The sequence below is a fragment of the Candidatus Desulfovibrio trichonymphae genome (assembly GCF_002355955.1).
Taxonomy (GTDB): Bacteria; Desulfobacterota; Desulfovibrionia; order Desulfovibrionales; family Desulfovibrionaceae; genus Desulfovibrio; species Desulfovibrio trichonymphae.
The window spans coordinates 353,237-364,156 of sequence record NZ_AP017368.1 but is presented as its reverse complement, the minus strand read 5'-3'; the positions used below and the strand labels follow the sequence as shown (position 1 = coordinate 364,156).

Here is a 10,920-nt window from a genome sequence, read left to right as displayed (position 1 = left end):
ACCTATTTGTGTGCGGCTGCCTGATTGGCGTCATTCTGCACACGTACCGTCGCTCCGGCGCGAACCTTGACAAGGCCTTCGCTGACGATGCGCTCGCCGCCTTTCAGCCCGGAATCCACAAGATATTTGTCTCCCATGGCGACACTTAACGTCACAGGCACAAGGGAAACCTTGCTGTCTTTGTCCACGGCCATCACCTGCGCGCCCTGCTGAGTCAGCATGACGCATTTCTGCGGTATGAGCACAGCGTCTTTGAGTATGTCGCCCTCCATAAACAGGCGCACATATTGCCCAGGCATAATTTTTCCTTCGGTGTTGGAAAAGACGGCACGCGCCTTGATGACGCCCGTGGCCGGCTGCACCTGACTGTCAATAAAGGTGATGTCGCCCTTGCCCTCGTATAGTGCGCCGTCCAGCAGGCGCAGTTTCGCCGAATAGCGGCGGCCGGCCGGAAGCTGCAGCCGGCCGGCCTTGGCGAGTTGCTGCCTGCGCATATAGTCCGGCGCGGCAATGGAAAAGTCAATGTACATGGGGTCGATCTGGTTAACATAGGTGAGCAGGGAATTGTTGCTCACAAGATTGCCGGCGGTGACGTTCTCCTTGCTACTGTAGCCGGAAACCGGTGCAACAACCTGACAGTAATCCAGATTGATTTTGGCCTGACGCAGTTCAGCCTTCGCGTTGTCAAAAGCCGCCCGGGCATTGTCGCGATCTTTCTGGGAAACGGCATTTTTTGCATACAGCGGGCGAATGCGATTCCACTCGCGCTCGGCGCTGTCATATCTGGCTTCAGCCTGCTGCATCATGGCTTCGTACTGATCGCGCTCAAGCTGAAAAAGCTGCTGGCCTTCCTTCACGAAGTCGCCTTCTTCGTACATGCGTTTCTCAATAATGGCCTGCACACGGGCACGCACTTCCACAGCGCGCGAACCTGCGGCCTGAGCCTGATATTCGGCGGGCCAGGGTTCGTCGCGCGCCACAACGTCATACACCGCCACAAGATGCTGCAGGGCGCCCTGACCGGTTTTTTTGTCTCCACCGCAGGCAGCGAGGGCACAACAAATAAGAAGAATAAAGACAAAGGAAAACAAGTGGTTCTGGGCCATATATTGCTCCGTTTCGCGCATCGAAAGCCCGCCTGCATGGAGGCCGTAATAAGAAATAAAACATATTTTACGAAAAGAGGCAAGGATGTCTGGTGGTGTACACACAACTTCTGTTGGGGATTATTTATATTCTTCAGCAAGAAGCAATTCCATAATCTAAGCCATTCTTCTCTATCCTTGCTTGCAACGATATGGAACGACATGGGCGGTCAGGCTTGCCAAAGAAAAAAGCGCCACAGAGAAAAAGAAATTCAAGTCTTGTCCTGTCGGCTGTTTCCACCTGAATATTGCGGAAGTACAAACGGAAGAAGGCAAACTGTATCTTTGCTTGTCTCCTCTGGAGAAAAGCATATATCAACTTCTGGGAAATCTTTGGTTCTTTACGGATAAGTTCTAATCAGGGAAAAGCAGTTTGCGATTGATTCGAGATGAATTGAAACAATGCGTTACGAATTTCTTGTGCAGTCGCATTTAGATTCACTGAGTAAACAAAATAGATTAAAAGCCAATCAGGTAGAATATGGCATTCGCGCAATCCTTTATAATCGCCTGTGAGTGCGTGATCTTTGTGCTTGCGATCATAGAGACCGTTCTGTTAACAAAACATCAAGCACATCTCCCAACAACGACATATTCAAGGCCGCGTTTTTTTGCCAGCTTGTAGTCCTTATTCGGCGTCAAGTGCCTCGAATAATTCCCGTGCCGAAGCATAGCCCTTGCTCCCAACCCTACCTGTGGCAATATCTCGTGTTTCCCGAATTGCCGCCTCAGTCTCGGCGTTGAAACGAGGCTGTTTCATCTCAAAGGGCAGCCCCCCAACCATCAGGGCTTGTCGCAGAAAAATATTAACGGCATCTGTCACGGTGATGCCGAAACTTGAGAAAAGCCGTTCCGCGCCGGACTTAGTTTCCGGATCTATGCGGATTTCAAATTCGCTATTTTTGCCACGTTCGTCACCTATCCAGAGTCGGCAAGCCCTAAAATCTACAAGACTATCATCTTTGCTGTTCGCGGCTCCTGCCTTTCGTGGCGACTTCTCTCCTCTATTTCTGTCAAGAAACGCCACCAATCGTCAAAGAATCTTTAAAATCCAACTTGATCAGCAAGCTACCGGACATGCCCTAGCGTTTGTTCGTAAGCCCGGCCAGCTAAAGTCAACAGATTTTTAACATGGCACAATGGCACATTGTTTGCGCGGGCATGGCCTCGCGATAGGATTCCTTTTTACCACTAGTCATGAACTAAAAAAACCATTATGTAAGAATCCATACAATGCTTGATACCCACATCTATGCGGTGTATACTGAAAACATTATGAATCAACTTTGGGCGCCGTGGCGCATACAGTATATTCTGGGGCAGAAACCCGACGCCTGTGTTTTTTGCCTGCCGGCCTCCATCATGGAAGACGGCGAACGTCTGGTATTGCTGCGCAGCAAGCAAACATTCGTCATTATGAACAAATTCCCCTATAATAACGGACATATCATGGTCTGCCCCTACAGGCATGTTATGGAACTCGCAGATCTTGCCCCGGAAGAAACATATGAAATCATGGATCTGCTCACGCGCTGTACGCTGATTCTTAAAGAACACTTTCACTGCGAAGGCATCAATATAGGACTCAACCTGGGGCAGGCTGCGGGCGCCGGCATTCGCGAACATCTGCATTTTCATCTTGTGCCACGCTGGAACGGAGACTCTTCTTTTATGGCCGTATTGAGCGATGTGCGAACCTTGCCGGAACATTTAAATCAAACATACGCGGCATTGCGTCCATATTTTATGTCGTCAGACGCGACAACAGGTTCATCCATGCCCGGCAGAGAATAACCTTTTCAAAGGATATTCAAAAGTTAGAGTCCCATTACCGCTTACATCAAAGGAGCATATCAATGCGTTACCTCAGGATGCTGTTGCTTGTCGTTCTCGTTTTTCTGGCTCTGATTTTCTTTTTTCAAAATCAGAACACGCTTTCTCAAGATTTGGTGCTCTCCCTCAATCTATTTTTTATCCCTGCCATGACATCTTTGCCACTGCCTTTCTACTTTATTGTCATTGCAGCTTTTTTTCTTGGCGCAATACTGTCTTTTGCTGTTCTCGTCTGGGATAAAGTCCACCTTTCCGCCCGCCTGATGAAAAACAAATGGCGCATTGCAAGTCTTGAGCGTGAAGTGGGCAAACTACAGAAAAAACTTGAGGACGAATCCTCCCGCAATGCTTTTTTACACACGACTCAAGCAAATATACCCGACGATAAGAAGTTCTCAGACACCATAAAAAAAGATCATCAGCCTGACGATGTGGCTGCTCCTGATCCGGATAGGGGCTGAAACAATCACGCCCGCCTGTCGGAACACGGCCATGCTGTCCTGTTGCCAGCAACAGCGGGATTGCCGTCAGCGGCATAACTGCGCGCCAAGTCTGTTTATTATATTAACGCAATGTCGGAAGACCCCGTAAAATTGACGCCCATGCTTGAACAGTATATGAGCATCAAGGCTGAACACCCTGATGCTCTGTTGTTTTATCGCATGGGCGATTTTTATGAAATGTTTTTTGACGATGCCGTTACCGCCGCCCGTGAGCTGCAAATCACACTGACGACCAGAAACAAAAATACGCGGCATGCCGCCCCCATGTGCGGCGTTCCCTGGCAATCAGCGCAAAGCTATATAGCCGATCTTATCAACAAGGGTTACCGGGTAGCCATCTGCGATCAGACAGAAGATCCCAGGGCGGCCAAAGGTCTTGTGAAACGGGCCGTCACCAGGGTTATCACTCCCGGCACAGTGTTTGATGACGCCATCCTTGAGGCTAAAAGCCACAACTATTTGTCAGCTCTTTATGATAATGCTGCAAACAGTCACAGCGGCTTTGTCTGGACAGACGTTTCCACCGGACAATGGACCGGGGTTGAATTTAATCGCCAGTCTGATCTCTGGCAGTGGGTACAAAAAATTGCCCCCAGCGAACTTCTGCTCCCCCAAGGCTATTCCGTATCTCGGCATTGTCGGCTCGACGGTGTGCGTATGCTGCATATGCCGCAGGGGCATTTTGACCTCAAACGAGCTGCCGAGCGGGTCTTGCAGATTCAGGGCGTGAGAGACGCAAGTGTTTTGGATCTGGACGGCAAAGACGAACTGATGCGTGCTTGCGGAGCACTGCTGTTTTATCTGGAACAGACGCAAATGTGCTCTATGGATCATCTGAAGCCCTTTACCCTGCTGAACTTGAGCCGACGCCTTCTTATTGATGAAGTTACGGAATCCAATCTGGAGATTTTTATCCGGCTGAACGGCCGCAAGGGAAAGGGAACCCTGCGGCATGTCATTGATGACACCATAACCCCAATGGGAGGACGTCTTCTTGAGGACATGCTGCGTCATCCGTGGCGCGATATCGCGCCGGCTGTGCGCATTCAGGACGCCGTACTGTTTTTGCATACATATGACAATTGTCGTGCCGCCCTGCGTCAGGCACTTAAAAATATATATGATCTTGAACGATTATCTACAAGAATCAGCATAGACCGTGCCACGCCGCGTGATTTTACTGCTCTGCGCGGCAGTCTGGCCGCATTGCCAAAAGTATGCGATGCCCTATTGCAGCACCCGTGTGTCCCTGACCAAAGCGACACCCGGAAGCAGACAGAAACTCTGCCTGAAGCGCTCCGCCATATTGTCAATAACTGGGACAACATGGAAGATTGCACGCTGCTCCTGGAAGCCGCATTGCTGGAAAATCTGCCGCCGGTTATTACTGAAGGATGCCTTTTTAAAAAAGGTTATCACGCTGATCTGGATACAATTCTTGATCTGATTGAACACGGTGAAGACAAACTTCAAGAAATACTTGAAGCAGAACAAAAAACAACAGGCATCAACAAGCTGAAAATAGGCTATAACCGTATTTTCGGCTATTATTACGAATTATCCCGCAGTGCAGGCGCCCTGTCACTGCCGGATCGTTTTATTCGCCGTCAAACGCTTGCAAACGTGGAACGCTTTACAACGGACAGCCTCAAAAAACTGGAAGAAGAGTTGCTGTCGGCTGCAGAACGCAGAAAAAGTCTCGAATACAAGCTCTTTCAGGATCTGCGCCTGCATATCGCAAAACAACGCGAACGCATTGTACATCTAGCGGATATTATTGCACAGTTGGATTACTTTCAAAGCCTTGCCCATGTTGGACGCCAGAACAACTGGTGTCGCCCGGCGCTCATAGATGACGCAAACCTTGACATACGCGAAGGCCGGCACCCTGTTGTAGAAAGCATACTGGGAAGTGAAAATTTTGTGCCCAACAATTTTTCTCTGGATACAAAACGTCGGCTCTGTCTGCTCACAGGGCCGAATATGGCCGGGAAATCAACAATACTGCGTCAGGTGGCGCTTATATGCCTTCTGGCACAGATGGGTTCTATGGTTCCCGCTTCCGAAGCAAAAATAGGCATGGTGGATCGTCTTTTTTCCCGCGTCGGCGCCGCGGACAACCTGACGCAGAACCAGAGCACCTTTATGGTGGAGATGATGGAGACCGCGCGCATCCTGCGGCAGGCTACCCGGCGCAGTCTGATTATTCTGGATGAGATCGGACGGGGCACAAGCACCTACGACGGTGTCGCTTTGGCTTGGGCCGTTGTTGAAGACTTGGCGAAGCGGCAAAATGCGTCACTGCGGACACTCTTTGCCACACATTACCATGAGCTCACCGCACTTGAAGGGCGTCTCCCAAGCGTATTCACCATGAATATCGCCATTCGTGAATACAAGAACGACATTTTATTCCTGCACAAGCTCGTGCCGGGCCCGTCAGACCGCAGTTATGGAGTTGAAGTTGCCCGGCTTGCGGGCGTGCCTGCGCCTGTTGTGCAGAGGGCCAAAGCCATTTTGACCGTTCTGGAGCGCGGCAAGACGCGGCAGCACAATGCTGCCGCGGCCATTTCCATATCCCTGCCCGGTCTGGCGGCACATGAGGCGCGACATGCTTCCATCCGGACGGCTTTGCCCGAAATCTCTCCCGCGCCGGCGGCGGCGGAACACCCCTTGGTGCGCCTGCTGCAAGACATTGCTCCGGAAACCATCAGCCCGCTGGAGGCTCTTGCCCTAATTGTGGAATGGAAGAAACTCTGGGGCACAGAACCTGCTGTGCCTCAAAAAATCAGTGCTGCTTTGGAAAACTGAAATTGAAGATGCGCTGGAGAAGGGGGAAATGGACAATCTTCCCGGCAGAGGCCGGCCGCTGGAACTGGAGGATATGAGTCATATTCCGGAAGAATTGCGCATGGCCTATAAAATCCTGCGCAACGCAGCTTGTCTGCCGCCTGAGCAGAAGGAAGGCAAAGAAATAAGCCGATTGACAGAAATGCTGGATCAGTGCGAAGACGAACAGGAGCGTGTACACCAGATGCAGAAACTTCGTTTTATGACTCTCAAAGCGCAAACGCGGTATCAGCGCCATATCCTGATAGAACAGGAAGATATGTATTATCCACGGCTGCTGGAGCGTCTCAACAGCCTGAAAAAAAATTAACCGCGCACCGTCGCTGACTTTTTCAGGGCAAACAGTCTGTCAGTACAGGTCAGCGTCAGCCGACATTTTTTCCCAGCGCACACGGCCTTTTTTACGATATTTGCGCAAAAGCACATAAATGCTGCCCGGTCCGCCGTCATGCGACCGTGCAGTGCAAAAAGCCAGCACCACACGTTTGAAAGGCTCCTGCGTCAGCCAGCCTTGCAATTTATCACGCAACACGCCCATACCGTTCGGCGAATTGCGGCCCCGCCCCGGCACCACCAGCACGGTGCGCATGCCGTTGTACCAGCAGTTACGCATAAAACCGCGCAACGACTCAAACGCCTGCGCCACATTAAGTCCGTGCAAATCAAGATGCGTTTCAGGCCTCAACGCTCCGGCTCGCAACCTGTTCATAATCAACTGATCAAAGCCGACAACATGACCTTCCAGATATTCGCCCGTCGTGGACAGCGCAAATTCAAAATTGCCGTCCATGACAGTCTGCATGCCTGACTCAAAGGGAACTGCAGTGACGTCTTGTGGCTGTTTCAAGGCAACTTCGCGTCCGCGCGACGGCAAAGGGCGCACCAGCCCCATAGCCTCTAAAAAAATACCCGTGTCGTCGTCCGACCTGGAGAAGGCCTGACTATCCTGTCCGTTGGCGTCCTGCAGCCGCACTGCCCGGCTGAATGCGCCGCTTGCCCTCCTCCGCCTTGTCACGCACTTTGCTGGGGCGCTGTCGGCGGTTCTATCGGGGAAACGGCTGACGTCCAGCATGCGAAACGGATTTGCCGTAAGAAAATTGTCGTCAGTCATAACTGCACAACCGGACATGTCTCTCGTCCGTCAATGCTGAAAAATCCTGAGCGGCCTTTTCAGCAGGCACCCTGATGTCAATACGCATTCCGCAGGGTCAACTGATTCTGTTAATGCAATATTTATTATTGCGCCCTGATCGAAGCGCCGTTTTTGTCCTGGCCTGGTTACTGCGATGACGGCTGCGCCTCTGGAGCAACTGCCGGATTTTGTAGAGGCGTAATCACATTCTTTGGATCCCGCGCTGTTGCCGGCGGCGCTGCCGGTTCTTCAATAGTAACATTTAACACGGCAGAATCATGCTGCGGACGCGAACTGGTCACATAAGTATAACTTAAGGAAGTCATCACAAAAATAACAGCCATCAATGTCGTCAACCTGGTCAGAATGCCGCCGGCGCCGGAACTGCCGAAAACGGACGTGTTGCCGCCGCCGAAAATAACGCCCATGCCTTCTTTTCCTGCCTGCAACAGGATAAGAATAACAAGAAACACGCACACAATGATATGCAGCGTCAAGATAAGGGTCTGCACTATGTCCTCCTCCTCACCAACCGTATCTGCACGGATGGCGCAAAAAAAAATGAACGCCGGTTCCGCGTTCATGGCAAATATCAGGCTTTGACAATTTGCATGAAACTTTGCGCCTCTAAAGAGGCTCCACCTACCAGAAGACCATCTACATTGTCAAGTCTGACAAGCGTTGCCGCATTGTCCGGCCTGACGCTCCCGCCGTAAAGGATAGGGATATCCCTCCCCTTTTCGCCGACCATCCGCATAACAAGAGAACGCGTTGCCGCGTGTGCCTCAAAAATCTCGACCTGTCCCGCCACGTTGCCGGTTCCGATTGCCCAAACCGGTTCATAGACGATAGCCAGTCTGCCAAACAAAGTATCCCGAGACAAATCAACAAAAGCGGAAGCAATCTGGCGGGAAAGCACGTCCGTCAATTCACCGGCCGCGCGTTCAGACAGTGTTTCTCCAACGCAGAGCATGACATTAAGGCCTTGGGTCAGGGCAAAAGCTGTTTTACGCGCCACTGAATCATCATCCTCACCAAGCAGATGACGCCGCTCCGAGTGACCTGTCAAAACCCAGCTTGCGCCGGCATCACGCAACATATCTGCTGAAACCTCGCCGGTGAAGGCACCCTCTTTCGCCGGATAAAAATTCTGTGCGCCCACAGCGACATGGCTGTATTTGCCCAAGACCGCTGCCACAGTCGATATGTTTGTGTATGAGGGGAAAACCAGAAGCTGACGGTCAGAAAGCACGTCGTCGCCGGCCAGAGCCTGTGCAAAATCCAAGGCCGTCCGTTCCGCGGCGGCGCGGGTTTTATACATTTTCCAGTTTGCAGCAATAATTTTTTGCATGGATAATCCCAGGCGACCCGGATCAGGAGCAGACATAACAAGCGTATATCAGCGCATCTTCTCCGAAATCTGAATAATAGTGTGAACGGATGCCAACCTTGCTGAAGCCGCAGCTTTGATAAAGACAAATAGCGACATGATTGCTCTCGCGAACTTCAAGTTGCGCTTTTTCTATACCCATTTTACCTGCGACCCGCAAGGCCATCTCAAGAAGACAGCGCCCGAAACCACGCCTGCGCTCTTCCGACACGACGCCAAGATTGAGTATTTCCAGTTCATTCGCAGTATGATATACTGAAATATAGGCAATAAGATTCATACCCCGCATAAGACCAAATGCTACAAAAGCCGGTTGCGTAAAGGCTGACCGACATTGCTCCTCTGACCACGGCGTAGAAAAGCAACGGCGCTCCAGGTCCTGCATAGCCTCGGCATATTGTGGGGTAATACGCTGAAAATGCACAGGAGATACTACAGGCTTCATGACAACAAAACTCTACCCGGGATTAAGGCAGACGCAACGCCGTGTTGAAATTGTTGACAGTCGCAACATGCCGATAGGTATTATGGACTATAAAAATGTGCTGCACCAGCGCCTGCCGCACCGCACTGTCGCCCTGCTGCTTCGTGACGCCTGCGGGCGTGTCTTGCTGACACTCCAGCCGCAGTCGGGATGGAGTTTTTCATCCTTTTCCCATGTGCCGGCCGGGCAATCCGCTGAAACCCGCGCAACGACCACCCTCCACGACAACTGGAACCTGCGTTCCTCACGGATTGTTCCAATCGGCATTTTCCCTCCTTGTATGGAAAACCGACAATCGTTCACGACGTTTTTTGAAGCCCGGCTGTCTGCGGTGACGGCTGCGGAACTGGCAGTCAGTACAGAACACCATCTCTTGCTGGATTATGATGAACTTAAAGGCATGAACACGCATTTTAAGGACATGCTCACGCCTTACATGCGCATAATCATACAAAACGGCTATATTCGACCATTCTGAGCAGGCATTGCTCGTAATTTTTGTTCAAAAAACAACAGTCGCCAAAAGCTCCGCACTGCGCGCGTTATCACAGCATGTCAGTTTATAAAAACAGAATTATATGTTTTTCTGTCGAGCATAGCGCGGGCCGTGCCCCGCAGAACAGTTGTCAGCGGATTTTTATCCACAAAGACTTTCAAATGTGTTTCACGCGCGATAAACTGATCCAGCCCTTTCAGCAGGGAGCCGCCGCCGGCCATCAGCATGCCGTTACGGTAAATATCCGCAGACAGTTCAGGCGGCGTTTTTTCCAGTGTTCGCAAGACCACATTTAAAATAGCCTGAACGGGTTCACGCAATGCCTCACGAATATGCCCTTCAGTGACGGTAACAACCTTCGGCGTTCCCTGAATCAGATCTTTGCCGGACACCTCCAACGCAGACGCGTTGGGCTGGGGCACGGCGGAACCCAGAATTATTTTCACATTCTCCGCGGTATTGTCCCCGAGATCCATACGAAATACATCCCGCATAAAACGCTGAACAGCCATGTTCATGACGTCCCCGGCCACGCGCACTGACTGTGCGGCGGCAGTGCCCGCCATGGTTATGACCGCGACCTCGCTTGTCCCACCGCCGATGTCCAGCACCATGTTGCCGAGCGGTTCATGTATGGGAAGATCCGCGCCAATAGCCGCTGCCATCGGCTCTTCGACCAGTGATATGCTCGCTGCGCCCGCCAGTAAGGCAGAATCAATGACGGCCTTTTTTTCCACCTGGGTAATGCCGGTGGGAACACAGATCACCATGGACGGCTTGACAAGACACAGTCCGGTAATCGCCTTTCTCACAAAATAGGCTATCATTGCATGCGTCACGTCAAAATCGGCGATAACGCCGTCCTTCATGGGGCGAACAGCCCTGATGCCTTGCGGCGTACGCCCCAGAAATTGCTTGGCACCGGCACCGACGGCAATAACGGCCTTTTTCTGCAGATCAATGGCGACCACTGATGGTTCATTGATCACGATGCCGTGTGTTCTGATATACAGCAACGTGTTGGCCGTTCCCAGATCCATGGCGATATCCTGAGAAAAAAAACGAAGAAAACGCTGAAAAAACATTG

At 51.4% G+C, this 10,920-nt stretch carries 12 protein-coding genes and 1 pseudogene; 5 read left to right on the top strand and 8 right to left on the bottom strand.

Going from position 1 to position 10,920, the window contains the following annotated elements; all coding sequences use genetic code 11:
- Positions 1-2: 2 nt before the first annotated feature.
- The 3 genes and pseudogenes from RSDT_RS01800 to RSDT_RS07125 all read right to left on the bottom strand — a co-directional run bounded on the left by RSDT_RS01800 (position 3) and on the right by RSDT_RS07125 (position 2,172).
- A complete protein-coding gene (locus tag RSDT_RS01800; protein WP_096400393.1) occupies positions 3-1,106 on the bottom strand; it encodes an efflux RND transporter periplasmic adaptor subunit in 1,104 nt (367 codons plus the stop codon).
- A gap of 397 nt (positions 1,107-1,503) precedes the next feature.
- Positions 1,504-1,674: pseudogene (locus tag RSDT_RS07325) on the bottom strand (type II toxin-antitoxin system mRNA interferase toxin, RelE/StbE family); the annotation flags it as partial.
- Between the two features lie 99 nt (positions 1,675-1,773).
- Positions 1,774-2,172: a type II toxin-antitoxin system RelB/DinJ family antitoxin gene (locus RSDT_RS07125; RefSeq protein ID WP_197702121.1), complete on the bottom strand. Its 399-nt coding sequence runs from the start codon at positions 2,170-2,172 to the stop codon at positions 1,774-1,776.
- Between the two features lie 248 nt (positions 2,173-2,420).
- Between RSDT_RS07125 and RSDT_RS01780 the strand changes: the two genes are divergently transcribed.
- From RSDT_RS01780 to RSDT_RS01765, 4 genes are all read left to right on the top strand, one after another.
- Positions 2,421-2,939 (top strand): HIT family protein, encoded by a 519-nt coding sequence (locus RSDT_RS01780; protein WP_096400389.1) that lies wholly within the window; start codon positions 2,421-2,423, stop codon positions 2,937-2,939.
- A gap of 77 nt (positions 2,940-3,016) precedes the next feature.
- The gene (locus RSDT_RS01775; RefSeq protein ID WP_231941880.1) at positions 3,017-3,439 is read left to right on the top strand and encodes a LapA family protein; all 423 of its coding nucleotides are present in this window, start codon (positions 3,017-3,019) and stop codon (positions 3,437-3,439) included.
- 111 nt (positions 3,440-3,550) lie between these two features.
- Positions 3,551-6,292, top strand: a complete 2,742-nt coding sequence (gene mutS, locus RSDT_RS01770) for a DNA mismatch repair protein MutS (protein WP_096399321.1) — start codon at positions 3,551-3,553, stop codon at positions 6,290-6,292.
- Positions 6,273-6,641 carry a DnaJ family domain-containing protein gene (locus RSDT_RS01765; protein ID WP_408606708.1) on the top strand — a complete coding sequence of 123 codons (369 nt, stop codon included), beginning with the start codon at positions 6,273-6,275 and terminating at the stop codon, positions 6,639-6,641. Before mutS ends, RSDT_RS01765 begins: the two co-directional genes overlap by 20 nt.
- A 39-nt stretch (positions 6,642-6,680) precedes the next feature.
- Here the strand turns inward: RSDT_RS01765 and RSDT_RS01760 are convergent, their stop codons facing one another.
- The 4 genes from RSDT_RS01760 to rimI form a co-directional block, all read right to left on the bottom strand.
- Positions 6,681-7,460: a Smr/MutS family protein gene (locus tag RSDT_RS01760; RefSeq protein ID WP_096399320.1), complete on the bottom strand. Its 780-nt coding sequence runs from the start codon at positions 7,458-7,460 to the stop codon at positions 6,681-6,683.
- Between the two features lie 149 nt (positions 7,461-7,609).
- A complete protein-coding gene (secG, locus tag RSDT_RS01755; protein ID WP_096400385.1) occupies positions 7,610-7,975 on the bottom strand; it encodes a preprotein translocase subunit SecG in 366 nt (121 codons plus the stop codon).
- 80 nt (positions 7,976-8,055) lie between these two features.
- Positions 8,056-8,814 (bottom strand): triose-phosphate isomerase, encoded by a 759-nt coding sequence (tpiA, locus tag RSDT_RS01750; protein ID WP_096399319.1) that lies wholly within the window; start codon positions 8,812-8,814, stop codon positions 8,056-8,058.
- Positions 8,815-8,836: 22 nt separating this feature from the next.
- Positions 8,837-9,298, bottom strand: coding sequence for a ribosomal protein S18-alanine N-acetyltransferase (gene rimI, locus RSDT_RS01745; protein ID WP_231941879.1), 462 nt, complete (start codon positions 9,296-9,298; stop codon positions 8,837-8,839).
- Between rimI and RSDT_RS01740 the strand changes: the two genes are divergently transcribed.
- The gene (locus RSDT_RS01740; protein WP_096399317.1) at positions 9,297-9,815 is read left to right on the top strand and encodes an NUDIX hydrolase; all 519 of its coding nucleotides are present in this window, start codon (positions 9,297-9,299) and stop codon (positions 9,813-9,815) included. The two genes, rimI and RSDT_RS01740, sit on opposite strands and share 2 nt — an antisense overlap.
- Before the next feature lie 77 nt (positions 9,816-9,892).
- On the opposite strand, the gene mreB is transcribed toward RSDT_RS01740, so the two are convergent.
- Positions 9,893-10,918: a rod shape-determining protein gene (gene mreB / locus RSDT_RS01735; protein ID WP_096399316.1), complete on the bottom strand. Its 1,026-nt coding sequence runs from the start codon at positions 10,916-10,918 to the stop codon at positions 9,893-9,895.
- Positions 10,919-10,920: the final 2 nt, after the last annotated feature.

Bases quoted from the DNA above. Each gene is read 5' to 3' on its own strand.
- RSDT_RS01775 (WP_231941880.1), top strand. From the start codon at position 3,017: ATGCTGTTGCTTGTCGTTCTCGTTTTTCTGGCTCTGATTTTCTTTTTT.
- RSDT_RS01780 (WP_096400389.1), top strand. From the start codon at position 2,421: ATGAATCAACTTTGGGCGCCGTGGCGCATACAGTATATTCTGGGGCAG.
- mreB (WP_096399316.1), bottom strand. From the start codon at position 10,918: ATGTTTTTTCAGCGTTTTCTTCGTTTTTTTTCTCAGGATATCGCCATG.
- tpiA (WP_096399319.1), bottom strand. From the start codon at position 8,814: ATGCAAAAAATTATTGCTGCAAACTGGAAAATGTATAAAACCCGCGCC.
- RSDT_RS01740 (WP_096399317.1), top strand. From the start codon at position 9,297: ATGACAACAAAACTCTACCCGGGATTAAGGCAGACGCAACGCCGTGTT.
- rimI (WP_231941879.1), bottom strand. From the start codon at position 9,298: ATGAAGCCTGTAGTATCTCCTGTGCATTTTCAGCGTATTACCCCACAA.
- RSDT_RS01800 (WP_096400393.1), bottom strand. From the start codon at position 1,106: ATGGCCCAGAACCACTTGTTTTCCTTTGTCTTTATTCTTCTTATTTGT.
- RSDT_RS01760 (WP_096399320.1), bottom strand. From the start codon at position 7,460: ATGTCCGGTTGTGCAGTTATGACTGACGACAATTTTCTTACGGCAAAT.
- mutS (WP_096399321.1), top strand. From the start codon at position 3,551: ATGTCGGAAGACCCCGTAAAATTGACGCCCATGCTTGAACAGTATATG.